Source organism: Thalassospiraceae bacterium LMO-SO8 (assembly GCA_031655335.1).
Taxonomy (GTDB): Bacteria; Pseudomonadota; Alphaproteobacteria; order Rhodospirillales; family Casp-alpha2; genus UBA1479.
In genome coordinates, this window is the sequence record CP134226.1 from 2,550,954 (window position 1) to 2,576,673 (window position 25,720).

The 25,720-nt window shown below is 64.7% G+C and carries 24 protein-coding genes; 11 read left to right on the forward strand and 13 right to left on the reverse strand.

The window, feature by feature from the left end; translation table 11 throughout:
- Positions 1 to 224: 224 nt before the first annotated feature.
- From RJ527_12180 to speB, 3 genes are read left to right on the forward strand one after another with little or no spacing between them, the layout of a single operon-like run.
- Complete coding sequence (locus RJ527_12180) at positions 225 to 1,442, forward strand: type III PLP-dependent enzyme (protein ID WND74799.1); 1,218 nt, start codon at positions 225 to 227, stop codon at positions 1,440 to 1,442.
- Positions 1,439 to 2,485 (forward strand): deoxyhypusine synthase, encoded by a 1,047-nt coding sequence (locus RJ527_12185; protein ID WND74800.1) that lies wholly within the window; start codon positions 1,439 to 1,441, stop codon positions 2,483 to 2,485. The genes RJ527_12180 and RJ527_12185 overlap by 4 nt, the downstream gene beginning before the upstream one ends.
- Positions 2,486 to 2,500: 15 nt before the next feature.
- Entirely contained in the window at positions 2,501 to 3,409 is a 909-nt protein-coding gene (gene speB / locus RJ527_12190; protein WND74801.1) for an agmatinase, read from the forward strand.
- A 183-nt stretch (positions 3,410 to 3,592) separates the two neighbouring features.
- Here the strand turns inward: speB and RJ527_12195 are convergent, their stop codons facing one another.
- The 8 genes from RJ527_12195 to RJ527_12230 all read right to left on the reverse strand — a co-directional run bounded on the left by RJ527_12195 (position 3,593) and on the right by RJ527_12230 (position 10,968).
- On the reverse strand, positions 3,593 to 4,087 hold the full coding sequence (locus RJ527_12195; GenBank protein ID WND74802.1) for a F0F1 ATP synthase subunit B: 495 nt from the start codon (positions 4,085 to 4,087) through the stop codon (positions 3,593 to 3,595).
- A gap of 14 nt (positions 4,088 to 4,101) precedes the next feature.
- Positions 4,102 to 4,596, reverse strand: coding sequence for a F0F1 ATP synthase subunit B' (locus RJ527_12200; GenBank protein WND74803.1), 495 nt, complete (start codon positions 4,594 to 4,596; stop codon positions 4,102 to 4,104).
- A gap of 107 nt (positions 4,597 to 4,703) precedes the next feature.
- Positions 4,704 to 4,928 carry a F0F1 ATP synthase subunit C gene (locus RJ527_12205; protein WND74804.1) on the reverse strand — a complete coding sequence of 75 codons (225 nt, stop codon included), beginning with the start codon at positions 4,926 to 4,928 and terminating at the stop codon, positions 4,704 to 4,706.
- Between the two features lie 89 nt (positions 4,929 to 5,017).
- Positions 5,018 to 5,749, reverse strand: coding sequence for a F0F1 ATP synthase subunit A (locus RJ527_12210; protein WND74805.1), 732 nt, complete (start codon positions 5,747 to 5,749; stop codon positions 5,018 to 5,020).
- A gap of 45 nt (positions 5,750 to 5,794) precedes the next feature.
- Positions 5,795 to 6,151 carry an AtpZ/AtpI family protein gene (locus RJ527_12215; protein WND74806.1) on the reverse strand — a complete coding sequence of 119 codons (357 nt, stop codon included), beginning with the start codon at positions 6,149 to 6,151 and terminating at the stop codon, positions 5,795 to 5,797.
- A 68-nt stretch (positions 6,152 to 6,219) separates the two neighbouring features.
- Positions 6,220 to 9,693 (reverse strand): chromosome segregation protein SMC, encoded by a 3,474-nt coding sequence (gene smc, locus RJ527_12220; GenBank protein WND74807.1) that lies wholly within the window; start codon positions 9,691 to 9,693, stop codon positions 6,220 to 6,222.
- Positions 9,694 to 9,729: 36 nt separating this feature from the next.
- Positions 9,730 to 10,314: a DsbA family protein gene (locus tag RJ527_12225; GenBank protein WND74808.1), complete on the reverse strand. Its 585-nt coding sequence runs from the start codon at positions 10,312 to 10,314 to the stop codon at positions 9,730 to 9,732.
- Positions 10,315 to 10,449: 135 nt separating this feature from the next.
- On the reverse strand, positions 10,450 to 10,968 hold the full coding sequence (locus RJ527_12230; GenBank protein WND74809.1) for a DUF721 domain-containing protein: 519 nt from the start codon (positions 10,966 to 10,968) through the stop codon (positions 10,450 to 10,452).
- Positions 10,969 to 11,122: 154 nt separating this feature from the next.
- On the opposite strand from RJ527_12230, the gene mutY reads away from it, so the two are divergent.
- Entirely contained in the window at positions 11,123 to 12,178 is a 1,056-nt protein-coding gene (gene mutY, locus RJ527_12235) for an A/G-specific adenine glycosylase (protein WND74810.1), read from the forward strand.
- Here mutY and RJ527_12240 read toward each other — a convergent pair.
- Both RJ527_12240 and RJ527_12245 read right to left on the reverse strand, forming a co-directional pair.
- Positions 12,175 to 12,633 carry a GNAT family N-acetyltransferase gene (locus tag RJ527_12240; protein WND74811.1) on the reverse strand — a complete coding sequence of 153 codons (459 nt, stop codon included), beginning with the start codon at positions 12,631 to 12,633 and terminating at the stop codon, positions 12,175 to 12,177. The genes mutY and RJ527_12240 overlap by 4 nt on opposite strands.
- Before the next feature lie 19 nt (positions 12,634 to 12,652).
- The gene (locus RJ527_12245) at positions 12,653 to 13,168 is read right to left on the reverse strand and encodes an adenine phosphoribosyltransferase (GenBank protein WND74812.1); all 516 of its coding nucleotides are present in this window, start codon (positions 13,166 to 13,168) and stop codon (positions 12,653 to 12,655) included.
- 114 nt (positions 13,169 to 13,282) lie between these two features.
- On the opposite strand from RJ527_12245, the gene RJ527_12250 reads away from it, so the two are divergent.
- From RJ527_12250 to RJ527_12275, 6 genes are all read left to right on the forward strand, one after another.
- Positions 13,283 to 14,620, forward strand: coding sequence for an aspartate aminotransferase family protein (locus RJ527_12250; protein ID WND74813.1), 1,338 nt, complete (start codon positions 13,283 to 13,285; stop codon positions 14,618 to 14,620).
- Positions 14,621 to 14,665: 45 nt separating this feature from the next.
- On the forward strand, positions 14,666 to 15,670 hold the full coding sequence (locus tag RJ527_12255) for a TAXI family TRAP transporter solute-binding subunit (protein WND74814.1): 1,005 nt from the start codon (positions 14,666 to 14,668) through the stop codon (positions 15,668 to 15,670).
- Between the two features lie 440 nt (positions 15,671 to 16,110).
- Complete coding sequence (locus tag RJ527_12260; GenBank protein WND74815.1) at positions 16,111 to 17,088, forward strand: TAXI family TRAP transporter solute-binding subunit; 978 nt, start codon at positions 16,111 to 16,113, stop codon at positions 17,086 to 17,088.
- A 104-nt stretch (positions 17,089 to 17,192) separates the two neighbouring features.
- Positions 17,193 to 19,784 carry a TRAP transporter permease gene (locus RJ527_12265; GenBank protein WND74816.1) on the forward strand — a complete coding sequence of 864 codons (2,592 nt, stop codon included), beginning with the start codon at positions 17,193 to 17,195 and terminating at the stop codon, positions 19,782 to 19,784.
- Positions 19,785 to 19,802: 18 nt separating this feature from the next.
- Positions 19,803 to 20,225, forward strand: coding sequence for a universal stress protein (locus RJ527_12270; protein WND74817.1), 423 nt, complete (start codon positions 19,803 to 19,805; stop codon positions 20,223 to 20,225).
- Positions 20,226 to 20,358: 133 nt separating this feature from the next.
- The gene (locus tag RJ527_12275; protein ID WND74818.1) at positions 20,359 to 21,330 is read left to right on the forward strand and encodes a TAXI family TRAP transporter solute-binding subunit; all 972 of its coding nucleotides are present in this window, start codon (positions 20,359 to 20,361) and stop codon (positions 21,328 to 21,330) included.
- A 35-nt stretch (positions 21,331 to 21,365) separates the two neighbouring features.
- On the opposite strand, the gene RJ527_12280 is transcribed toward RJ527_12275, so the two are convergent.
- Complete coding sequence (locus RJ527_12280) at positions 21,366 to 21,782, reverse strand: c-type cytochrome (GenBank protein ID WND74819.1); 417 nt, start codon at positions 21,780 to 21,782, stop codon at positions 21,366 to 21,368.
- A 219-nt stretch (positions 21,783 to 22,001) separates the two neighbouring features.
- Here RJ527_12280 and RJ527_12285 point away from each other — a divergent pair, with 219 nt between their 5' ends.
- Positions 22,002 to 23,165, forward strand: a complete 1,164-nt coding sequence (locus tag RJ527_12285) for a DUF2336 domain-containing protein (GenBank protein ID WND74820.1) — start codon at positions 22,002 to 22,004, stop codon at positions 23,163 to 23,165.
- Positions 23,166 to 23,201: 36 nt separating this feature from the next.
- Here RJ527_12285 and RJ527_12290 read toward each other — a convergent pair whose 3' ends face one another.
- On the reverse strand, positions 23,202 to 24,401 hold the full coding sequence (locus RJ527_12290) for a TRAP transporter substrate-binding protein (protein ID WND74821.1): 1,200 nt from the start codon (positions 24,399 to 24,401) through the stop codon (positions 23,202 to 23,204).
- A gap of 481 nt (positions 24,402 to 24,882) precedes the next feature.
- On the reverse strand, positions 24,883 to 25,626 hold the full coding sequence (locus RJ527_12295) for a hypothetical protein (protein WND74822.1): 744 nt from the start codon (positions 25,624 to 25,626) through the stop codon (positions 24,883 to 24,885).
- Positions 25,627 to 25,720 lie beyond the last annotated feature (94 nt).

A 25,720-nucleotide genomic window follows, 5' to 3' on the forward strand; every position in this document is an offset into this window, starting at 1 on the left:
AAAATCCGGATAATATTGTTTTAGTTCAATTTATTACCTGGGGTTCGAAACGACAGGTTCGCTGAGGGGGGCGCTGCGGGCGGTCCGCGCATCGGTGCAATGCAAAAAGATGTGATCTGTTTTGAGAATTAGTTCTTTACAGCGGGGGCGTTCGACTTTAAATCGCCGGGTTCGGGCTCCTCGTGAGGCCGATTGGTGAGGCTGTTTTGGGAGTTTCCCATGCGATGGAAAAGTTCCCCTCTGCACGTGCGCTGGCTCGTTCACTAGCGCCTATCAATCCGGTAACGTGTCTCCGGCCGCATGCGGTCCGACGCGCGGTTCACTTTTTCCTTAACGAGTTCCCCGGCGAAATCCTCTACGCCGTCAAGACCAACCCCAGGCCGGAAGTCCTGGACGAAGTCTATGACGCGGGGGTCCGGAATTTCGATGTCGCCTCCTTGGCGGAAATCGAGCTGATCGCCGGGCGATACCCCGACGCCAAAATGGCCTTCATGAACCCGGTGAAGAACCGGGACGTGATCCGCCGCGCCTACGAGGAATTCAGGGTGCGCCACTTCGTGCTCGATTCCGAGGAGGAGTTGAAGAAGATCGTCGAGGCGACGGGCCATGCCCAGGACCTCAGCCTTCTCGTTCGCCTGGCCGTTCCCAACCATCATTCGGAACTGGAACTGTCGTCCAAGTACGGCGTGCAGCCCGAACAGGCCCCCGATCTGCTGATCGCGGCCCGTCAGGTCGCCAGCCGCCTGGGCGTCGCGTTCCACGTCGGCTCGCAGTGCATGCAGCCGTCGGCCTGGGGCACGGCGCTGCACATGGTCCGCGACCTGATCCTGAAATCGGGGATCATTCTCGACATCGTCGATGTCGGGGGCGGCTTTCCGTCGGTCTATCCCTACATGACGCCGCCGCCGCTGACCGACTACATGCGCGAAATCACGGCCGCCGTCGATAAACTGCCGATTTCGGAAGCCTGCGAAATCTGGGCCGAACCCGGCCGCGCGCTGGTCGCCGAAGGTGCGTCCACCCTGGTACGTGTTGAAATGCGCCGGGGCGACAACCTATATATCAACGACGGCACCTACGGCAGCCTGTTCGACGCCGGGTCGTTGAACTTCATCTACCCGGTGCGCCCGATCCGCACCGAGGGGCGGTTCCAGAAGCCGCTGATCGGTTATGCCTTCTACGGCCCGACCTGCGACAGCCTGGACCACATGAAGGGGCCGTTCTACCTGCCCGCCGACATGCGGGAAGGCGACTATATCGAGATCGGCCAGACCGGCGCCTACGGCTGCGCCATGCGGACCAAGTTCAACGGCTTTCATTCCGATGAAACAGTCGTGGTCCAGGATGAGCCCATGTTGACGGCCTATGGCGACCGCATCGCCGCGCAAAACGACACGGTTCCCGGGCTTTCCGGCGCCGTGCTGCTGGAGCAGATGAAATGAAAACCTCGGAACAGAAGATGGCCGACGAAAAAGCGGCCCTGCTGAGCAAGACCGTCGAACACGTCGACATCACCAAGATCGACGCCCGGCCGATCATCGACAGCATGTCGAAGATGTCGTTCACCTCGCGCGACCTGGCGCGGGCGACGGGCATCTACAACGACATGCTGGCCGACAAGGACTGCACGATCTTCCTGACGCTGGCGGGGTCGACCTCGGCCGGCGGCTGCATGAAGGTCTATGCCGACCTGATCCGCTACAACATGGTGGACGCCATCGTCTCGACCGGGGCCAGCATCGTCGACATGGATTTCTTCGAGGCCTTGGGCTTCCGCCATTATCAGGGCTCGCCGGACATCGACGACAACTATCTGCGCTCGCAGTACATCGACCGCATCTACGATACCTACATCGACGAGGAAGAGTTGCAGGCCTGCGATCACGCCATCGGCGAGATCGCCGACGGGCTGGAGCCGCGCGCCTATTCATCGCGCGAATTCATCCGCGAAATGGGCCGCTACCTCGCGGAAGGCGCGGCGCGCAAGAAGGATTCCCTGGTGCAACTGGCGTACGAGCACGACGTGCCCGTGTTCTGCCCGGCGTTCACGGATTCCAGCGCCGGGTTCGGCCTGGTCCTGCATCAGGTGCGCAATCCGAAGAACCACATGACCATCGATTCGATCGCCGATTTCCGCGAACTGACGGACATCAAGATCAAGTCCGGGACCTCGGGCCTGTTGATGGTCGGCGGTGGCGTGCCCAAGAACTTCGTGCAGGACACGGTCGTGTGCGCGGAAATCCTCGGCCACGAAGTGGACATGCACAAATACGCCGTGCAGATCACGGTCGCCGACGTGCGTGACGGGGCGTGCTCCTCCTCGACCCTCAAGGAAGCGTCGTCCTGGGGCAAGGTCGACACGGCGCTGGAACAGATGGTCTATGCCGAAGCCGGCAGCGTTATCCCGCTGCTGTGCAGCGACGCCTATCACCGGGGCCATTGGAAAGATCGGCCCAAGCGCCGCCACGCCAAGCTGTTCGACTGAACCTGGGTAGTAACCGTGAACATTCTGCCTCCTGAAGAGGGCTTCCTCGGCCTGAGCGGGGACGACGTTGCCGATGCGCAGGGCAAGCCCGGCGTGACGATCGTCCCCTATGGCCTGGAGGCCTCCGTCAGCTACGGTGGCGGCACGGCGGCGGGGCCGCAGGCGATGATCGACGCCTCGCACCAGGTCGAACTGTTCGACGAGGAACTGTGGCGGGAACCCTGCCGGGATTTTCACCTGGACACCCTGGCTCCCTTCGACATCCCCACTGATATTCCGGCCGCCCTCGACCAGTTGGCGGGCGTGGTCGGCGGGATTCTCGACGCGGGACGTTTTCCGCTGACCTTCGGCGGCGAGCATTCGATCACGCCGGGCGCCATCCGGCCCTTCGTCGAACGTTATCCCGACCTGTGCCTGCTGCAATTCGATGCCCATGCGGATCTGCGCGACGGGTACGAAGGCGAACATTTCTCCCACGCCGCCGCCATGCGCCGCTGCCTGGATCACCCCGGCCTGTCGATCGTTTCGGTCGGCATCCGCAACATCTCGGCCGGGGAAATTCCGTTCCTCGACGCCAACCGGGATCGCATCCACATCTACTGGGGCAAGGACCGGCGGGACTGGGACGTGGACCGGATCGTCTCCCATCTTGCCGGCAAGACGGTCTACATCACCTTCGATCTCGACGGCTTCGATTCCAGCCTGATGCAGGCCACGGGCACGCCGGAGCCGGGCGGCGTGTTCTGGGACGACGCCGTGCGCATCATCCGCGCCGCCAACCGGGTCGCGGGCAAGGTCGTGGGCGCCGACATCAACGAACTGGCCCCCATCGAGGGCCTGCATTCGTGCAACTTCCTGGCCGCCAAGCTGGCCTACAAGATCCTCGCCTACAAGTTCGCGGACGGCCTGCCCCAGGCCGCCTAAGTCGTCGATATCCCCCCCTCACCCTGCCCTCTCCCCCCGGGAGGGGGAGAGGGATAAGGAGGCTTGGCGAGGCGACGCCGCGCCTAGCCGGAGTTGGGTGAGGGGGTAAATTCGCGCAGCGGACAAAATAAAAGGGGCTCCGGTCGGAGCCCCTTTCGTTTGCTTGGATGTTTCTTCGAAAGCTTAGTGCAGCTTGCCGGGCAGGGCGCCGATGGCGTCGTCGATCAGCTGATCGGCCTTCTTGCCCTTGATGCTGTCGGCCAGAACCTGGCGCGTGGCCGCCATGGCGACCTCGACCGTATGGGCCTTGAGGTGATCCAGGGCGGCGGCCTCGGCCTGGGACAGACGGTCCATCGCCTGCTTTTCGCGGCGGGCCAGGGAATCCTTCAGGCGCTGCTCGCCAAGCTTGGCCATGCGGGCGGCCTCTTCCTTGGCGGCGACGACGATCTTCTCGGCTTCCTTCTGGGCGTCGCGCTGCTTTTTCTGGTAGTCGGCCAGCAGCTTCTGCGCTTCCTCGCGGAGTTTTTCCGCCTCTTCGATGTCGGCCTTGATCTTGGCCGCCCGCTCGTCGAGGGCGCCGCCGATCAGGCCCGGCACCTTGAGGTAGACCAGCACGCCGATGAAGGCGGCGAAGGCGGTGGCGACCCAGAATGTGGGATCCTGCAACATGTGGTCCATGATCCGCTTCCTTCCTAGGCCTGACGCGCTTTGGCGGCGCCGGCGACGGCCTTTTGCAGGGCCTTGGCGTCGGGTGCTTCGCCGGTCAGACGTTCGCAGGCGGCCGTCGCGACCTCGGTCGCCATGGCGTCAAGACCCGCCAGGGCGTCCTGCAAGGCCTTGTCGATGGCTGCCTCGCCTTCCTTGATGCGGGCCTGCAGGGTCTGGGAAAGCTTGGCTTCCTCCGCGTCCTGCTTGGCCTTCAGGTCGGCCTGCACCTTGACGATTTCCTCGTGCGCCGTGGCGCGCGCCTCGGTCAGGGCCTTTTCATAGGCTTCGATGGCGGCCTCGGCCTCGGCCTTCAGGTCCGCCGCGCGCTCCAGGTTCTGCTCGATCTTCTTCTGCCGCGCCTCAAGGGCGCCGCCGATCCGGGGCACGCAGACCTTCCACATGACCAGGAACATGGCGGTGAAGGAAATCACCAGCCAGATGATCTGGGGCACGTAGGTTGTGAAGTCCAATTGAGGCATGGAAAGACCTCTTTATCCGAAAGCCGTTGATCCTTGGGTCAGCCGTCCGAAGACGAAACGCCGTGGCCGGGGCGGTAACCGCCCCGGACCCGCGCAAGACCGAAAGATCAGCCGAACAGAATGACCAGGGCGATAACCAGCGCGAACAGCGCGATGGCTTCCACGAGGGCGAAGCCCAGCATGGTCATGGGGAACACGGCGCCCTGAGCGGAGGGGTTGCGGCCCACGGCCTGAATGAACGAGGCAAAGATGGTACCGATGCCGATACCGGAACCAATCACGCCGATAACGGCCAGGCCGGCACCGAGCAGCTTCGCAGCTTGAACTTCCATGGGGTTGATCCTTTCTTGATGCTAGATCTTGAGTGTTTGAGTTGACTGGTGAATGGGGTCGTTTGGTCGCCTGTCCGGTTCGCAGCGCCTTAGTGAAGGTGCAGGGCGTCGTTCAGGTACAGGCAGGTCAGAATGGTGAACACGAAGGCCTGCAGGAAGGCGATGACGATTTCCAGGCCGGTCAGCGCGACCACGAACAGCCAGGGCGCCACGCCGAACACGCCGAGCGAGATGATGAACCCGGCGAACACCTTCAGCAGCGTGTGTCCGGCCAGCATGTTGGCGAACAGACGGACGCTGAGGGAAATGGGACGCGACAGGTAGGAAATGATCTCGATCGGGATCAGCAGCGGCGCCATGAGAATCGGCACGCCCGGCGGCATGAAGAACGAGAAGAAGTGCATCTTGTGCTTGGCCAGGGCGATCAGGGTCACACCGATGAAGATCACCGCCGCCATGGTGAAGGTCACCACGATGTGCGAGGTGAAGGTAAAGCTGTAGGGGACCATGCCCAGCAGGTTGCCGAACAGCACGAACATGAACACCGTGAAGATGAACGGGAAGTAGTTGCGGCCCTCGGATCCGACCGTGTCCTTCACCAGATTGGCGATGAACACATAGGAGAGTTCCGCGATCGACTGCCAGCGCCCGGGGACCAGGGCGTTGCGGCGCATTCCCAGGATCAGGAAGGCGCTGACCACGACCACCGTCGCCACCATCATAAGCGCCGAATTGGTGAAAGAGGCATCGAGGCCGCCGAAATTCAGCGGCACAAGTGTTTTGATCTCGAACTGTGCGAGCGGGCTGTGCTTCTCGGCCAAGGCTCGGTTTCCCGTCTGTCTATAGCGCGTTTAAGCGGGTGCAAGTTATCGGCGGTCTGTGTCGTCAGTCGGATTTTCATCCTGCTGATAACCCGCGGCGTAACCGTAGCCACGGGCCATCCGGTAGACGTTCAGAATGCCGGCGCATCCCCCTAGGATTATGAACACCAACATGAGCCAAGGCTTGGTATCGAGCCACTTATCAAGCAGCCAACCGATACCCAACCCAACGGCGACGGCGGAAACTAACTCAATGCCGACACGAAATGCAAGGCTAAGAGCGCTATTTGGCGGCTCCTTGTCGCGATTTTTCTGCGCTTGCGAAAACCCGCCCTTGTCGAGGGCGCCGTCGATGCGCTTTTGCAGGCCGTCCAGGTCCGAATGGGGCCGTTCGTCGGTCATGTGAAATACCTAGGCATGAAGGGGGTTAGGGCTCTGGCGGGAACAATAGCACCCGCGGGGGGTGGTTGTCAGGCGCTCTCGCGGAAGCTTTCCGCCTGTTGCAGATCGACGGAGACAAGCTGCGACACGCCGCGTTCCTGCATGGTCACGCCGAACAGACGGTGCATGCGGGCCATGGTCATGCGGTGGTGGGTGATGACGATGAAGCGGGTCTGCCCCGTGGCCGCCATTTCGTCGAGCATGGAGCAGAATCGGTCGACGTTGGCGTCGTCCAGCGGCGCGTCCACTTCGTCGAGCACGCAGATCGGGGCCGGATTGGTCTGGAACACCCCGAACAGCAACGCCAGGGCCGTCAGCGCCTGTTCCCCGCCCGACAAAAGCGACAGCACCTGCAGGCGTTTGCCCGGGGGGCTGGCGAAGATTTCCAGGCCGGCTTCCAGAGGATCGTCCGATTCCACCAGTTCCAAATGCGCCTTGCCGCCGCCGAACAGGCGCTGGAACAGGACCTGGAAGTGGCCGTTGACCTCTTCGAACGAGGCCAGCAGCCGGGCCCGGCCCTCGCGGTTCAGTTCGTTGATGCCCTGGCGCAGCTTGTCGATGGCGGCAAGAAGGTCGGTCTTTTCCGTTTCCAGGCCGGTGATCTGTTCCGACAGCTCGGTCATTTCCTGTTCGGCGCGCAGGTTGACCGGGCCCATGGTGTCGCGTTCGCGCAGCAGGCGGTCGACCCGGCTTTCCGCGTTCTCCAATTCGGGCAGGTCCTTGCCGTCTTCCGCTTCCGCCAATTCGGCCAGCTTGTCGGGGCCGACGTGCAGGCGGTCGTTGATGCGCTCGATCAGGCCACGGCAGCCCTGTTCGGCCTGCTCCACAGCACCCTCGGCACGGACCCGGGTTTCGCGGGCGAAGGACAGATCGTGTTCGGCCTGGCGCATGTCGCGGTCGGCTTCGGCCAGGGCGGCTTCCGCCTGGGCCAGCTGGTCGGCGGCGGTGTTGCGGCGTTCCTCGGCGCCCTGAATGGCGGTCAACAACTCGTCGCGCTTGGCCGCGATCTCGGCCGGTTTCTGTTGCAGGGCGTCCAGATCCGCCTGCAAGGCCGTGGCCCGTTCCGCCAGTTCGCCGAGCTGGCTTTCCGAACGCGAGCGGCGGGTCACCCACATCTGGGATTCGGAGGCGACGGCGAGCAGGCGTTGCTTGCGGGCTTCCGACGCCTGGAACAGTTGGTCGTGGCGCGACCGGCATTCCATCTGATGGGTGCGCTTCTCGGCCAGGGCCGTGCGCTTGTCGGCCAGCGCCGTGCGCGCGGCTTCCAGGTCCGGCAGTTCGCCGCGTTCGGTTTCAATCGCCGCCTTCTGGGCCCCGGATTCTTCCTGGTCGGCGGCGATGGACGCCTGGGTTTCGGCCAGGGCGGCCAGCTTGTTCTGTACGGCGGCGGCGCGGTCCTTGACCTCGGCCAGGCGGTCGCGGGCGGCGTTGAAGGCGCGGTCGGCCTCGTTCAGGGCCTGACGGGCGTCGCGTTCCTGGGCGCGCAGGGCTTCGGCCTTGGCCTTGGCGGCCTCGGCGGTGGCCCGCAGGGCGTCCAGGGTTTCGCGCGCGGCCGCGGCCTGGGCCGCGACCTCGTTCAAACGGTTGCGCTGAGCCAGGCGTTGGGCGGCGGCGGTTTCCGCCCCTTCGGCGACGCGGAAGCCGTCCCAGCGCCACAGGCCGCCGGCGCGGCTGACCAGGCGCTGGCCGGGGGCCAGGCCGGCCTGTAGGCGGGTGCCTTCGGCGGCGTCCTCGACGATGCCGATCTGCGACAGGCGGCGGTCGAGGGCGGCGGGGGCCTTCACGACGTCTGACAGGGCGCGCACGCCGGCGGGCAGGCCAGGGGCCGTCGCCATGGGCCCCAAGGCGCGCCAGCCGATGACGGCGCCGTCGTCGTCGCCCAGGGCCGGGGCCGACAGATCCTCGCCGAGCGCGGCGCCCAGCGCATCCTCGAACCCCTTGTCGACGCTGATCTGGTCGAGCATCGGCGGCAGGTCCGTTTCCGGCCCGGCGGCGAGGACGCGCTCCAGGGTGCGGATTTCCGTTTCCAGGGCCGTTTGCTCGGTCGCCTTCTCCCGCGCGGCCTGGGCGGCCTGTTCCGATGCCTGATCGGCCTCGGCGCGGGCGGTCTCTGTCGTGGTCAGGGTCTCGCGGGCCGTGTCGGCGGCGGTGCGCGTGGTTTCCACGGCGGCATCGGCCTGGGCCAGATCGACCAGATCGGCGGATCGGGATTCCAGGTCGGCCTTCTGGGCCTCGGCGTCGGCGGCGCGCTGGGCCAGCCGGTTCAGGCGGTTTTCCAGTTCGGCCAGGCGCTGGTTCAGGGCGTTGCGGCGGGCTTCGGCGGCGGCCAGATCGTTGGTGTCGCGGTCGACCTCGCGGTCCATCTCGGCGACGGCCACGTCGGCGGCGGCGCGGGCCTCGGCGGCGGCCGTCAGGTCGTCGGCTTCCTGCGTCTGGGCGGTCTCGATGTCCTGCTTTTCGGCGGCCAGGCGCTGGATGGCCTCGGCCGCGTCGGTCATCAGGCCCTGTTCGCGCTCACGGTCGCGGGCGGTCTGCTCCAGCCGGCCCCGGGTTTCGGCCATGGTCTGGGTGATGCGGGCCTCTTCCTCGTCCAGGCCCTCGCGGGCCAGGGTCAGGCGCTGCAACTCCGCCGCCACCTGGGCCTCGCCCTGGCGCAGTTCGGGCAGGCCTTCGGCCGCCTGGGCCTGGCGGGTCGTCGCCTGGGCCGCGCGCTGGGTCAGTTCGGTGACCGCGTGTTCGGCCTCCTTCAGTTGCGCACGGGCCGTGTCGCGGGCGGTTTCCGCGTTCGACCACAGGATATGGAACAGGGTCGCCTCGGCCTTGTGGATATGATCCGACAGGTTGCGGTAACGGGTCGCCTGGCGCGCCTGTTTCTTCAGGTTGTTCATCTGGGCGTCCAGGGTGACCAGGATGTCGTCCAGGCGCTCCATGTTGGCTTCGGCACCCTTGAGGCGCAGTTCCGCCTCGTGGCGGCGGGAATGCAGGCCGGTGATGCCGGCGGCTTCTTCCAGCAGAAGTCGCCGTTGCGCCGGCTTGGCGTTAATCACGGTGCCGATGCGGCCCTGGCTGACCAGGGCGGTCGAGCGCGCGCCGGTCGCCTGGTCGGCGAACAGCAGCTGCACGTCGCGGGCGCGGACCTCCTTGCCGTTGATGCGGTAGTTCGACCCCTTTTCGCGTTCGATGCGGCGGGTGACCTCCAGTTCGTCCGTGTCGTTGAACTGGGCCGGGGCCTTGCGCTCGCTGTTGTCGAGGGTCAGGGTGACCTCGGCGATGTTGCGCGACGGCCGGTCCTGCGTTCCGGAGAAGATGACGTCTTCCATCTCCGTGCCGCGCATCTGCTTGGCCGAGGTCTCGCCCATCACCCATTTCAAGGATTCGACCACGTTCGATTTGCCGCAGCCGTTCGGGCCGACCACGCCCGTCAGGCCCGGTTCGATGAACAGCTCCGTGGGGTCGACGAAGGATTTGAACCCCAGAACGCGGATTTTCTTGAAATTGAGCAAGTCGCCTCGCCGATCCTGATTGCCTGTTTGCGCCGCTTATTTCTTCAGGGCACGTTCGATGATGTCCTCGAATACCTTGAAGTCCTGCGCGCCCGAGACCTTTTCCCCGGCGACGATGAAGAACGGCGTGGAATCGACGCCGTGATCCTTGTTGCCGGCTTCGGCGGTCTTCTGGATGCCTTGCAGAAGGTCTTCGTTGCGCAGGCAGGCATCGACCTGGGCCGGCGACATGCCGCCTTTCTTGGCCGTGGTCTGAATGGCGGCAAGGCCATCCGGCGCCTGTGCCCAGATCGCCTGGTCGCGGAACAGGATGCTGATCATGGCGAAATAGCGCACGGGGCCGGCGCAGCTGGCGACCATATGCGCGGCCAGGGCGCGCTGGCCCAGGGGAAAGTCGCGGAAGATCAGTTTCACCTTGCCCGTGTCGATGTACTTTTCCTTGATCTGGGGCAGGGTCTTTTCATGGAACTCGCGGCAATGGGGGCAACTCAGCGAGGCATACTCGATCATCGTCACCGGCGCGTCGGCCTTGCCGAGCACCTTTTCCGCCAACATGTCCTGAGCGCTCTGCGCCTGTGCCGAGCCCGCGAAGGGGCCGGAAAGGGCCAAAATCAGTGTCATTGCGAGCGCAAGACCTTGTGCTAATTGCAGCAAATTAACCTCCTGAAACACAAGATGTTGATGACTATAGAATCGGCCCCGAGACGGAGTCGACTCCTTTTGCTAAATCGTTGATATGGGCCGCCGATCCGCAATTTATCCACCGTCCCCGCGGCGCCGCCGGACGGCCTGTCCCAGGCCTTCGAGGGCGCGGCGCAGGTCCGGGTCCGTCACGGCCTTCAGGTCGCGCTCCAGCGCCGCCCGTTCGGCCGGGCTCAGCGTTCGGGGCGGGGTCGGGGTGGTGTCCTCGCGCGGCGGCAGGGGGCGTTGGAAAATGTGGATGCCCCTGACGGCGCCATAGCCGAAATAGGTGTTCACCTTTTCCACGATCAGGGGCTCCAGGTGCTGGACTTCGGTCGCCACGGCGGAATTGCCGGCCTGCAGGTGCAGAAGCCCGCCCGTGCGCTGGCCGCGGGGAAAGATGATGCGGTCGGGCAGGGTATGGCGGGCCAGCAGTTCGCCGGCGATTTCCGGCCAATGGCGCAGGATGTCGCCCTGGGCGAAGCCGCGCTTGCCATAGGCGGCGGCGGTCACCTTGCCCAGCGCCTGGCCGACGGCACGCACCCCACCTTTGCGGCGGCGGGGCGGCTTGGTCGTTTCGTCGTCCTGGGCCATGGTGTTCCTTTCGGGCCGTCGCCGCCCTTTTCCGCGTGCAGGCGGCGTGGCATTAACGGGGGATGCATTTAAGAGTGCCGACCCAGGGCCCCGCAAGGGCCTGCCGGCGGAAGCCGGGGGATAACACGGATATTGCCGGAATCGGGAGCCTGCCATGAGTCTTGCGTCCGCCGATGATGCCCTGCCCGGGGCGTTGCTGGGCTGGTACGACCGCCACCGGCGGGTATTGCCGTGGCGCGCACCCGCGGGCCGGCGGGCGGACCCCTACCACGTCTGGCTGTCGGAAATCATGCTGCAACAGACCACCGTGGCGACCGTAAAAACCTATTTTGACGACTTTGTGGCGCGCTGGCCCCGGGTCGAGGACCTGGCGGCGGCGGATCTGGACGACGTCCTGCACGCCTGGCAGGGGCTGGGTTATTACGCCCGTGCGCGCAACCTGCACAAATGCGCGAAGGCCGTCGCCGGAGATCACGGCGGCCGGTTTCCCGATACGGAAGCAGGGCTTTTGGCCCTGCCCGGCGTCGGCCCCTATACGGCGGCGGCCATCGCCGCCATCGCCTTCGACGTGCCGGCGTCGCCCGTGGACGGCAATATCGAACGGGTCACCGCGCGTCTGCGGCGCATCACCGAACCGCTGCCGGGCGGCAAGAAGGCGATCCAGGCGGCGGCGCGGGACCTGACCCCCAACCGGCGGCCCGGCGATTTCGCCCAGGCAATGATGGACCTGGGAGCCATGGTTTGCACGCCGCGGGCACCCAAATGCGATCTCTGCCCCTGGCGCGACCCGTGCGCCGCGCGGGCGGCGGGAGATGCGGAGGAGTTGCCAGCCCGTCCGCCGAAAAAAGCCAAGCCGACGCGCCACGGCGTGGTGTTCTGGATCAACGACGCGCAGGACCGGGTGCTGCTGCGCCGGCGGGCCGAACGGGGACTTCTGGGCGGCATGATGGAAGTGCCGTCGACGGACTGGCGGGAAGATTCCTGGAATCTGGACGAGGCGTCGGGCCGCGCGCCCCTGCCGGCGGCGGCCTGGGCCGAGGCCGGTGAGGTCCGCCATACCTTCACCCATTTCCATCTGCGCCTTACGGTCGTGCACGGGACGGTGGCGGGCGGAGATATCGCCGACGGAATTTGGGTGCATCCCAGCGATTTCGGCGCCCAGGCCCTGCCGACCCTGATGAAGAAGGTGGTGAAGGCGGCCCTCGGCTAGTCCAATTCCAAGGTCAGGAAACAGCTGTGCGGGTCGGGGCCATAGCCGGGGATCGGCCCGGTCTCGGTGAAACCGGCGGTGCGGTAGAGCATCTGCGCCGCCTGGAAAGATGCCGTGGCGCCCGTCTCCAGACTAAGCCGGCGATATCCCCGGCGCTGTGCTTCGGCCAGGATGTGGGACAACATGGCGCGCCCGTACCCCTTGCCCCGGAACCGCGCCAGGGTATGCATGGATTTGATCTCGCCGTGGCGGGGGTCGAGTTCCTTGAGCGCCCCGCAGCCGACGATCTCATCCCCGTCCCAGACGGACCAGAAGGTGACCTCGGGCGCGGTCAGGCCGGACAGGTCCAGGGCATAAACGCTTTCAGCCGGCGTCTGGCTGAACATCTGGTCCAAGTGCGCGCGGATCACGCCGCGCGCGGCGTCGCCCCTCAGGTCGTCTTCGCGGATATCCACTGGGCGGTCCGCCGCCGGGTCAGTCGTCGTAGGCCATCAGCGCGCTGAACGGCACGTCCAGCTTGTCACGGCCCTTCAGGAAGGTCAGTTCGATCAGGCAGGTCGCGCCCACGACCTCGGCCCCCGCACCCCGCAACAGGTCGATCGACGCGGCCATGGTGCCGCCGGTCGCCAGCAGGTCGTCCATGACCACCACGCGCTGGCCCGGTTCGATGGCGTCCTTTTGAATCTCGATGGTGTCGGTGCCGTATTCCAGGGCGTATTCGTGGGCGATGGTCTCGCCGGGCAGTTTGCCCTTCTTGCGCACCATGATGAAGCCGCAGCCCAGCCGGGAGGCCAGGGGGGCGGCCGTCAGGAACCCGCGCGATTCGATGCCGACGAGAAGGTCCGGCCGAAACCCGGAGACGATCTTGGCCAGGCGGCCCAAGGCCACCTGCCAGGCGTCGGGATGCCGCAGCAAGGTCGAAATATCGTAAAACAAAATACCGGGAATGGGAAAATCGGGAATGCCCCGGATGTGGTCTTTCAGGTTCATATGCCCCCCTGGGGAAAAATCTATCTGTGTGAATGCCGGACGCATCCTATTGGATTGACGCGCGGCCATGCAATCGCGTCCTATGGCCGGGTGGGTTGCGCAGCGGACGATCCGATGACCAACGTTTTTTATCGCGAACTCAAGTCCGACATGCCGGTCGCCGTGAAGGGCGACGGCATCTACCTGATCGACGAGACCGGAAAACGCTATCTGGATGCCTCCGGCGGGGCCGCCGTATCCTGCCTGGGGCATAGCGACGCCGACGTCATCCAGGCGATCAAGGATCAGGTCGACAAGGTCGCCTTCGCCCATACGGGGTTCTTCACCACGCAGCCGGCGGAAGACCTGGCTGAATTTCTGGTCGGCGCGGCGCCGGACGGCATGTCGATGGTCTACTTCCTGTCCGGCGGGTCGGAAGCGGTGGAGGCGGCGCTCAAGATGGCGCGCCAGTATTTCCTGGAAACAGGCGCGCCGGAGCGCACGAAGTTCATCGCTCGGCGGCAGAGCTATCACGGCAACACCCTGGGGGCGCTGTCCGTCGGCGGCAACGTGTGGCGGCGGGAGCCCTATAAGGAAATGCTCATGCCGGCGTCGCACATCGCGCCCTGTTATCCCTACCGCGACATGCGGGACGGTGAGGGCGAAGAAGAATACGGACATCGCGTCGCCGACGAGCTTGAGGCCGAAATCCTGCGCCTGGGCCCGCGCAACGTGGCCGCCTTCATCGCCGAGACCGTGGGCGGGGCGACGGCGGGCGTGCTCGCCCCCGTGCCCGGATACTTCAAGCGCATCCGTGAAATTTGCGACAGATACGGCGTGCTGATGATCCTGGACGAGGTGATGTGCGGCATGGGCCGCACGGGCACCTTGTTCGCCTGTGAGCAGGACGGCGTGGCGCCGGACATCATCTGTATCGCCAAGGGCCTGGGCGCGGGTTATCAGCCGATTGGTGCTACCCTGGTGTCTGGCGACGTCTACCGCGCGTTCAAGGACGGCTCTGGCGCGTTCCAGCACGGCCATACCTACATGGGCCATCCCGTGGCCTGCGCGGCGGCCCTGGCGGTTCAGCGCAAGGTGCGGGACGCCAACCTGCTGGACAGCGTGAAGGCCATGGGGGCGGTTCTGGTCGACCAACTGCACGACCGCCTGGGCAATCACCCGCACGTCGGCGACATCCGGGGGCGGGGGCTGTTCCAGGGGATCGAGCTGGTCGCCGACAGGGCGACCAAGGAAACCCTCGACCCGACCCTGAAGATTCACGCGCGGGTGAAGAAGGCGGCGTTCCAGCGCGGGCTGATCTGCTATCCCGCCGGCGGCACGGCGGACGGCGCGCGCGGCGACCATATTTTGCTGGCCCCGCCCTTCATCATCGACGTGACCCAGGTCAAGGACCTGGTCGAACTGTTGGGCGAATCTATCGACGCAACGTTGAAGGAGGCGGGGATCATGTGATCCGGGGGGAGGAACCGGATTAACATCAAAAGAGGCGATTGAAATATGGCCATTCAGGGCGGCCCGGGCGGAACCCGGTTCAAGGGGATGTTGGTGAACGGCATCGCCATGGCGGGTTGCGCCGTGTTCCTGACGTGGGGCGTTCCGGCTTCGGCGCAGGCGAAGACCCTGACCATCGGCACCGGCAGCAACAGCGGTGTCTATATTCAACTCGGCAAGGCGATCTGCGACATCGTGCGGCGGGAAATGCGCGGCACGCAATGCCGTGCCGTTACCAGCACGGGGTCCATCGACAACCTGATCGGCATCAAAAAGGGCACCTTCGACCTCGGCATCGTCCAGTCGGACGTCCAATATCACGCGGTGAACGGAACCGGCACCTTCGCCAACATCGGGGCGGTCAAGGGCATCTATTCACTGTTTTCGGCGCATCCCGAATCCCTGGCCATCGTGACCAAGAAGGGCAGCGGGATCGAGGATCTGGACGACCTGTCCGGAAACCGCATCGATATCGGCAAGGTGAAGTCGGGCACCAATGCGACCATGCGCCTGCTGTTCGAGGCCATGGGCAAACCGCTTTCCAGCTTTCCCCTGATCGCGACCCTGGACGTTAAGGATCAGTACGGCGCGATCTGTGGGCATCAGGTGGACGCCACGGCGTTTCTCGCCGGCCACCCCAATGCCGGCATCAGGAAGTTGATCAAGCTGTGCGATATCGGTTTCGTGCGGGCCGACGGCGTGGCGGTGGACCGGCTTCTGGCGTCCAATCCTTATTATGTGCGGGCGCTGATTTCCAAGGATTCATACGACGGCATGCAAGAAGACGTGCCGACGGTGGGGCTGGTCGCGACGGTCATGGCCTCGGACAAGCTTGATTCCACGACGGCCTATTTCCTGACCAAGGCGGTGTTCGAAAACCTTTTCTTCATCCATTCGAAACATCGCGCGTTCCTGCGGCTGCACCCCCTGGAAATGGCCCGCAAGGGCATGACCGCCCCCCGCCACCCGGGGGCCGAACAATATCTGCGCGAGGTCGGACGCCTGCCTTGATGCCCCAGCCTTGATGTTGATGTCCGCGTCTTTCTGAGGAACAAGCCCGCACAGCATAAGACAAGGTTAATCTTCGCCGTTGGCCTTTCCCGGCGATGTGTTACACTTTGGCACAACGACATGGTTCAGGGAATCACATGGCATTGTCAGGGGGGAGTCTGAAGAGGACGCCTGCGGTGGGAATTTGCGCACCGGCACCGGCAAGGCCGCCCCGATCCCTGGTATACCAAGACAATCGCCAGCCTTGCAGGTCGCGTCGTTTCCCGTTCATTCATCGAAATTCGGTCCCGCGGGACGGCTTCGGGGCTGCAACCCCAGGATTCCGCATGACCGATACGCCGGGGTATTCCCGGCAACTCCCCCTGCCGGACGGCTCGGCGCATGCCGCGTCCCGGCGTTTAATCATTACCCAACCCGAAAAAATCCAAGGAGGAATGGAGATGTTCCTGAGAAAAACTCTGGCCGCGGCCGTCGCCGTCGCCGCGATGGCGGCGACCGTCGGCGGCGCCCATGCGGCGGATGAGAAATTCATCACCATCGGCACCGGCGGGCAGACCGGCGTGTACTTCGTCGTCGGCCAGTCGATCTGCAAGCTGGTCAACCGCAACACATCGAAGCACGGCATCAAGTGCACGGCGCCGTCGACCGGCGGCTCGATCGCCAACATCAACGCCATCAAGGCAGGCAACCAGGATATGGGCGTGGCCCAGTCCGATTGGCAGTATCACGCCTATCACGGCACGTCGAAGTTCAAGGACGACGGTGCCTTCAAGGACCTGCGGTCGGTGTTTTCGGTGCATGGTGAGCCGTTCACCGTGGTCGCCCGCAAGGATTCCGGCGCCACCAAGTTCGACGACCTGAAGGGCAAACGCGTCAACGTCGGCAACCCCGGTTCCGGCCAGCGCGCGACCATGAGCGTCGTGCTCGAAGCGCTCGGCTGGGACGAGTCCGCGTTTTCCCTGGCTTCCGAGCTGAAGTCCTCGGAACAGGCGGCGGCGCTTGGCGACAACAAGGTCGACGCCATCGTGTTCACGGCCGGTCATCCGAACGGCTCGATCCAGGAAGCGACGACCACCACCGACGCGCTGCTGATCCCCGTGGTCGGTCCGGCCATCGACAAGCTGGTCGCCGACAATCCCTACTACGCGCACGCCACGGTTCCGGGCGGCATGTACAAGGGCAACGCGAAGGACACCAAGACCTTCGGCGTGAAGGCGACCTTCGTGTCCTCGGCCAAGGTGCCGGATGACGTGGTCTATCAGGTCGTCAAGGCCGTGTTCGACAACTTCGGACGTTTCAAGAAGCTGCACCCGGCCTTCGAACACCTGAAGGAAACGGACATGATCTCCGCCGGCAACTCTGCCCCGCTGCATAACGGCGCGGCCAAGTACTACAAGGAAAAGGGCTGGTTGAAGTAATCAGCGACCGCTTCCCCGCCGGGTGACCGGCGGGGAAGCCCTTCGCCCAACCGTCCGCGCGGCATCGCCTTTATTGGGGGCCTTAAGAAAAAAGCGAGAAGAGCATGAGCGAACAGACGAACGATACCGGCGCCAGCGCCGACGAGTTGGCCGATCTGGTAGCATCGACCGATACCGGCGGGCGGCATCCCGGCAAGGCCTGGACGGCGGTTCTGTTCTTCACCGCCCTGGCCTGGTCCCTGTTCCAGCTTTGGTTTGCGTCGCCGCTGCCTTTCGCCCTGCACATCGGCGTGTTTAACGATACCGAGGCCCGCTCGATCCATCTGGCTTTCGCGATTTTCCTGGCATTCCTGGCCTATCCGGCGTTCAGCCGCTCGCCCCGCAATTACATCCCCGTTCTCGACATCGCCTTCGCCTTCGTCGGCGCGGCGGCCGCGGCCTACCTGTTCGTATTCTACCGCGACATCGCCGACCGCGTTGGCGCGCCGATCGAACAGGATTTCGTGGTCGCGGTGATCGGGGTGCTGCTTCTGTTGGAAGCCACCCGCCGCGCGCTGGGTCCGGCGCTGGCCATCGTCGCTTCCGTATTTCTACTCTATACCTTCCTCGGTCCGTACATGCCGGGGATCATCGCCCATAAGGGCAATTCCCTGGCCGAGGTGGTCAACCATCACTGGATCACCACCGAAGGCGTGTTCGGCATCGCGCTCGGCGTGTCGACCAGCTTCGTGTTCCTGTTCGTGCTGTTCGGCGCGTTGCTGGACAAGGCCGGGGCCGGCAACTACTTCATCCAGGTCGCGTTCTCGCTGATGGGGCACATGAAGGGCGGGCCGGCCAAGGCCGCCGTCGTCGCCTCGGCCATGACGGGTCTGATTTCCGGCTCCTCCATCGCCAACGTGGTGACCACGGGCACGTTCACCATCCCGCTCATGAAGCGCGTCGGGTTTTCCAGCGAGAAGGCGGGTGCGGTCGAGGTCGCGTCCTCGGTCAACGGCCAGATCATGCCGCCGGTCATGGGGGCTGCCGCGTTCCTGATGGTCGAATACGTGGGCATTCCCTATTTCGACGTGGTCAAACACGCCTTTATTCCGGCCCTGATCAGCTATATCGCCCTGGTCTACATCGTGCATCTGGAAGCCATGAAGCTGGGCATGGAAGGCCTGCCGCGCGCGGTCGAGCCCAAGCCCTGGGTGCAGCGCCTGGTCGGACTGGCCTTCGGCATCGCCATGGTGTCCGGCCTGTCGCTTGCGGTCTATTACGGGCTCGGCTGGATGAAGCCGATCCTGGGCGGTTATGCGTCGATCGTCGTCGCGTTGGGCATTACCGTCGTCTATGTCCTGCTGGTGCGCTTCGCGGCCCAGTTCCCGGACCTCAAGATGGACGACCCGAACAAGCCGGTGGTCAGCCTTCCCGAACCGGCGCCGACCATCAAGTCGGGCCTGCATTTCCTGCTGCCGGTCATCGTTCTGGTGTGGTGTTTGATGGTCGAACAGCTGTCGCCCGGCCTGTCGGCGTTCTGGGGTTCGGTGCTGATGATCTTCATCCTGCTGACCCAGCGCCCGATATACGCCTATTTCCGCAATCAGACGGATTTCAATGCCCAGATCAAACGCGGCTGGCACGAACTGCTCGACGGCCTGGTCACCGGGGCCCGCAACATGATCGGCATCGGCATCGCCACGGCGACCGCCGGGATCATCGTCGGCGTGGTCAGCCAGACCGGCGTCGGATCGGCGCTGGCCGACGTGGTCGAGGTGCTGTCCGGCGGCAACCTGATGGCGATCCTGTTCCTGACCGCCTTCCTGTCGCTGATCCTGGGCATGGGCCTGCCGACCACCGCCAACTACATCGTGGTGTCGGCGCTGCTGGCCCCCGTCATCGTGACCCTGGGACAGCAGAACGGCCTGATCGTGCCGCTGATTGCGGTGCATCTGTTCGTGTTCTACTTCGGGATCATGGCCGACGTGACGCCGCCCGTGGGCCTGGCGTCGTTCGCTGCCGCCGCCGTGTCGGGCGGCGATCCGATCCGCACGGGCTTCGTCGCCTTCTTCTATTCCCTGCGCACGGCGGCGCTGCCGTTCCTGTTCATCTTCAACACCGATCTTCTGCTCATCAACGTCGATGTCCTGCACGGGGTGTTCGTGTTCATCACGGCGACATTGGCGATGCTGTTGTTCGCGGCGGCGACGCAGGGATACTTCCTGACCAGAAGCAAGATATGGGAGACGGCGTTGCTGTTGTTGCTGGCGTTCTCGTTCTTCCGGCCCGGGTTCTGGATGGACATGATCTCGGCGCCCTATATCGACCACAAACCGGCGGAGATGGCGACGGCCTTCGAAAACACGCCGGAGGGCGAAAAAATCCGTCTGATGATCGCCGGCAAGGACGAGGTCGGCAATCCCCGCGAATGGATGGTCGTGTTGCCCATGGGGCCGGCGGCAAGCGGGGCCGAACGCATCAAGGCGGCCGGCATCACGCTCCGCGAAGACGACGGCAAGGTTCTGATCGACGACGTCGCCTTCGGCTCCGAGGCCAAGAAAGTCGGCCTGGATTGGGACCAGGAAATCACCCATGTCCTGCAACCGGCCGATCAGTTGAACAAGTACTGGGTCTATCTTCCCGCGTTTCTGATCTTGTGCCTGGTTGTTCTGGCGCAGAAAGCACGTATCCGCAAAACATCGGCCCAGGCGGCCTGACCGAGGAGCCCGCAAGACATGTATAAGGACATCCTCCTTGCCATCGACATCGACGACAAATCGTCCTGGACGGCGTCCGCGCCGATCGCCGTCGAGCTTGCCGAAAAGTTCGGGGCGACGCTTCACGTGATGGTCGTCATCCCGACCTTCGGATCTTCCCTGGTCGCCAATTTCTTTCCCGAGGGCTACGAAAAGAAGACCATGGAGGAAGCGGCGGCCCGCCTGCATGCCTGGACCAAGGCGAACATCCCGGGCGGGATCAAGAAACAGCATATTGTCGGTCACGGCCGGGTCTATGAGGAAATCCTTCGCGGCGCGCAGGAAACCGACTGCGACCTGATCGTCCTGTGCGACCGGCGCACCGATGCGGACATGCTCGGCCATAACGCGGACAAGGTCGCCCATCAGGCCAAGCAGTCGGTGCTAATCGTCCGCAACTGATCCTCGGCGGCATTCCCGTGCAGATCGGCCCTCATCAAACGTCATAGGAACGGCTATCATCCGCGCGAGCGTGGGGCTGGCGGTGTTCTCCGCGCGGCACATGGACGGCAGGCATCCACCAGGGAGCAGACGAATGTGGGTTAGACGGGGCGCTTTGATCGTGGCGATGTCCATCGCCTGGGCGGCGGGGCCGGGGGCCGCGCGGGCGGCCGAATTCGTTTCGATCGGCACGGGCGGGGTCACGGGGGTCTATTTTCCCGCCGGCGGCGCCGTCTGCCGGCTGGTCAACAAGGGCCGCAAGGACCATGGCGTGCGCTGTTCGGTCGAATCGACCTTTGGGTCCGTATTCAACATCAACGCGATCAGATCCGGCGATCTGGACCTGGGGCTGGCCCAGTCGGATACCCAGTACAGCGCCCTGCGCGGCGAAGGGCCGTTCGACAAGCGCGGCCCCTATGGCGAACTGCGCGCCGTGTTCTCGCTGCATGCCGAGCCGGTGACCCTGATGGCGCGGGCGGATTCAGGCATCAAGCACATCAACGACGTCAAGGGCCGGCGCATGAACATCGGCAATCCCGGCTCGGGGACGCTGGCGACCTGGCAGGTGATCGAACAGGCGCTCGGCTGGAAGCGCCGCGACTTGGCGCTGGCCGCCGAGTTCAAGGCCAACCAGCAGGGCGAGGCCTTGTGCGACAACAAGATCGACGCCTTCTTCACGCTGGTCGGCCACCCGTCCGCCGCGACCCGCGAGACGGCGAACGCCTGTGCCGCGGTTCTTGTGCCGATCGACGGCCCCGGTATCCAGGCCCTGGTCAAGACCAGCCCCTTCTACCGCTGGGCGGCGATTCCGGGCGGCATGTACCGGGGCAATCCGAAGGACGTGAAGACGTTCGGTGTCGGCGCGACATTGGTCAGTTCGACCAAGACCAAGCCCGAGACCGTCTACACCATCGTCAAGGCCGTGTTCGACAACTTCGACGCCTTCCGCGAGATGCATCCGGCGCTCGCCAATCTGCGGAAAGAGGAAATGGTGCGCGACTCCCTGACCGCGCCCCTGCATGAAGGGGCGGCGCGGTACTTCCGAGAAAAGGGATTGATCAAGTGACCGACCCGCGGCCGGCGAGCGGCCGCGGGCGCCGATCATTTCGCGCTTTTCAGGTATTCGATGATCAGCGCGCGCTGATCTTCTTTCTTCAGGCCCGGATAGGCCATCTTGGTCGTCGCCTTGGGGTCGCCCAGATAGTCTTGCAGGAACTTTTTGGGGTTGGTGATATAGGCGTCGAGGGTCTTGGCGTCCCACACCAGGCCTTTTTCGCCGGCGGCGACCATGGAGCTGGAATAGCGCGACGTCTTGAAGCCTTCGGCCGTACCGGCCTTGCGCCCGATGATGTTGTTCAGGGACGGGCCGATGGTGTGCTTGCCGGAAACCGTATGACACTGTGCGCAGCGGTTGCCCTTGAACGCCTTGGCGGCGTCGGCCTGGACGGGGGCGGCGGCCACCATCATCGAGGCTGTGATGCCGGCCACCGCGGCGGCCATTAGGGAAGCGTGTTTCATGAGACAAAACCTTCCATCGTGTTTTGGTTGGAAATCTTAACCACACCCTTGCGGGTGGGGCCGCATTATCTGCATCCCGTCCGGGATGTGCAATCGGCAACCCTGGCAGCGGAGATGATTTCATTCATCCGGCGATCCGCATTATACTGTTCGCCATGGAAGTCGTGGGCGCAGTCATGGGGGATATCCCCCGGACTGTGAAAGGAGTGTTGCATACTCATGCCGGTAGATAATCTAAGCAAAGCGGATGTTGCCAAGCTTTTGTCCGACCCCACGCCGGACAACCGCGCCGCGACCGCCGCCAAGGTCGCCGGGGCCTTCGATCCCGGCAAGCTGAGCCCCACCGAGCGGGCCCTTGCCGAGGAAATCTTTCGCCTGATGGTCAAGGACGCGGAGGTCCGCGTGCGTCAGGCATTGACGGAAAACCTGAAGCAGAACGGCAACGTGCCGCACGACGTGGCGGTGGCTTTGGCCAACGACATCGACCAGGTGGCGCTGCCGATGATCGAGTTTTCCCAAGTCCTGAACGACGACGACCTGATCGCCATCATCGGATCGCAAGACCCCGCCAAGCAGGAAGCCGTCGCCGGCCGCGCCACCGTGTCGGAGGCATTATCCGACGCCCTGGTCAGTTCCGGCAACGAGGCGGCGGTGACCCGTCTGGTCGCCAACGAGGGGGCGGCCATTTCCGAAAGCACCTTCCAGAAGGTGGTTGACGATTTCGGCGACCGCGCCGGGGTGCAGTCGGCCATGGTCAACCGAGCCTCCCTGCCGGTGACGGTGGCCGAACGGCTGGTGACCCTGGTGTCGGAAAACCTGCGTGACCAGTTGGTCAAACGCCACGAACTGCCCGCGTCGATGACCACGGACATCATCCTGCAATCGCGCGAGCGGGCGACCATCAGCCTGTCCTCCGATTCCGGTGTCGATGACGTGATGATCCTGACCCGCCAGTTGAATGACAATGGCCGCCTGACGCCGTCGATCACCCTGCGGGCGCTGTGCATGGGCGACATCACCTTTTTCGAATGCGCGATGGCGACACGGGCGGGGGTCACGCTGGAAAATGCGCGGCGTCTGATCCACGACCGCGGCCCCCTGGGCCTGCGCGCGATATTCGACAAGGCCAAGCTGCCGCCGGCCCAGTTCATGGCCGTGCGCGCGGCGCTCGACGTCAGCCGGGAAACGGAAATGGATGGTGGCGAGAACGACCGCGAACGCTATGCCCGGCGCATGATTGAGCGGATCATGACCCAGTACGACGACCTGGGCGTCGAGTTCGAGTCCTCGGACCTGGAATACCTGTTGACCAAGATGGATGAATTGCCCGCCGACGTGCTGGGCGACGACGGGCCGGGCACCGTGGCCGGCGCGGGCCAGTAAGCAAGCCGAAATCAGGGTGAATGAGCGGAGCGGGGCCTATCTGCCGCCCGCGTCGCGCCATACGGCGTAATCCTTGCGGAACCGATCAAGCGATTTCCACACCTTGGCGAAATCCTTGTCCTGCTTCGCGGTGTCGCGCGCGACTTCGTCCCAGGCCTTGGACAATTTGCCGAGAATCTCCCGCGGCCAGCGACGTACGGTCACGCCTTCCTTGGTCAGGTTCAGAAGAGCGCGATACTGCGAGGCCTCGCCCTCGGCCAGGCCGTGGCGCACGTTGTCGCCGCACACGGCGCGCAGCTGCGAGCGCTGCACCGGCTTGAGGGCGGCCCAGCGGTCATTGTTGACGACCAGCGCCAGCAGTGTCGCCGGTTGATGCCAGCCGGGGAAATAGTAGTTCCGCGCCATGCGGTGCAGGCCGAGCTGCACGTCGATGGCCGGCATGGAATACTCGGCGGCGTCGATCGCGCCGGTTTCCAGGGCGTGGAAGATTTCCCCTTCGTTCAGGGTGACCGTCTTGGCGCCCAGGCGGTTCATTACCCTGGCCCCCAGGCCCGTCATGCGCACCCGCAGCCCCTTCAGGTCCTCGACCGTGGTCAGCGGCCGGCGGTACCAGCCGGCCCCTTCGGGCGACACCAGTCCGCAGATTACGATCCGCACACCAAGGCCCTCGGCCAGGCCGTTCAACAGCTTTTCGCCGCCGCCGAAATAAAGCCAGGCCAGGTATTCCTCGGCCCGCGGGCCGAATGGCACGGCGCCGAACAGTTGCAGGGCGGGGATGGCCGCCGGCCAGCTTTCGGGGGCGACAAAGGCGGCATCGACGGTGCCGTCCTTGACGGCGCTGATCATGTCCTTGCCCTGCACCAGGGTTCCCGGCTCGTTGAAGGCGATCTCCATCCCGCCGGCGGACACGCGCCAGATCTCCGTCTCGATCCGCTTGGCCTGGGCGCCGAGCTGCGGCAGGCCGCTGGCGAAGGCGCTTTCCATGCGCCAGCGCACGATGGGATCGGGGGTGATGGCGGGGGCCAGCAGACTTTCCGCGGCGGCGGTCGGGCCGGAGGGCTCTGCCGCCGGTGCGGGGGAGGGCTCGCTTGGCGCCGAGGGCTCGGGGGTAAGCCCGGCCACGGCCTGGGCGGCGGTTTCGGGCAGCGATGCGTTCAGGCGGGGGGCGATGATGGAGACCCCCAGGACAACGCCGACAACCAACCCCACGACGATGCCGATGACGGCATTGCGCATGATGATGACCTTTCCGTTCCGCCCTCCCTTGGGCGGCCCTCCACGGGCGCGCAAGTGTACCCGAAGTGGCCCGGGGCTCGGAGTCCTTAGGCCACGGGGTTATTCACAATCTGTGGATATGTCCGAAGCGCTCCGTGCCGGAAACCTCCGAGGTGTTGATTTAGATCAATGCCGGCGCCTTTCCCGGCGCCCTAAAGTCATGCCATTGGAACCACGGGAATTTCGAAAGATGACGACAGGAAGCATGATTTTTCTTGGTGTTTGCATCGCCGCCGCCGTTGCGTTCATGGCTGCGGCCGCCTACGGCATTCGTCACACCAACAACCCCCGCTAGGCGGGTCCGCATTCGTTAGGGCATTACGCCCGATCCGACCCCAAGGATTGGCAAACCCACGGCCCCGGTCCGCGTTCGCGCGGGCCGGGGTTTTGCGTTTGGCGGCGAATCGGACGGGGCGCGAAATTCGAAGGGGTCGGGCGGCCGTCAGTCGCACTTGCGGTAGACGAGGTCCACCTGATGCCATTGGTCGTTGTACTTGACGGCGTAGGACCGCAGTTCCGTCGCGCTGACGATCTTGTCCTGGTAGATCAGGCCGTCGGCCTCCAGCACCAGGATGTCGTCCTCGCGGCGTACGGCATAGACGGCGGCGCTGCCGTCGTCTCGGATGACCCGGACCTTGCCGGCATCGACCTGATTGTAGGTGACGCCGTTGCCGCCTTCCTTGCGCGAACAGTCGATGGCCCAGCGGCCCAGGACCCAGGGCACGGGGAACTGGCCCGGCGGGGCGGGCGGCGGCATCTGCCCCGTGGTGTGGCGAACCTGGGGCGGCCGCGGCTGTTCCGTCGCATAGGTCGAGGGAACATGCGTTCCCTGGGTCGGCTGCAGGGTCGCCAGCCGGCGGCGTGCCAGATGGGTCAGGGCGCTGTCCGGATAGGTTTCGATGAAAGTCTGGAACACGGTCGGATCGTCGGATTCGCGGATGCGTTCCCATTTCTCCACGTCGGCGCGGCGTTCGCGGGTGGGGTCGCGGCTGAGTTCCCTGTCCTCGCCCCGGGCAAACGGCGATGACATGGTGTTCCACAGTTCCGCGGATTTGTCGGCAACGGTCGAGAGGGCGTTGTTGGCCGTCTCGCAGCCGCCGAGCAGCAACAGGACGGCCAGCATCGGCGCGGCCGCCAGACGGCGGGTCCTGGCGGCGCGGCGCGGCGTTTCGGTCAAAGAAGTCATGGCACGGCCCCGGCGTGTGGTTCTTGAATCTGCAAGGAGCGGTGCTCCTCCCCTTCGGCCGCCTAACCTAGCCAATTAAACGCGAAAGCGAAAG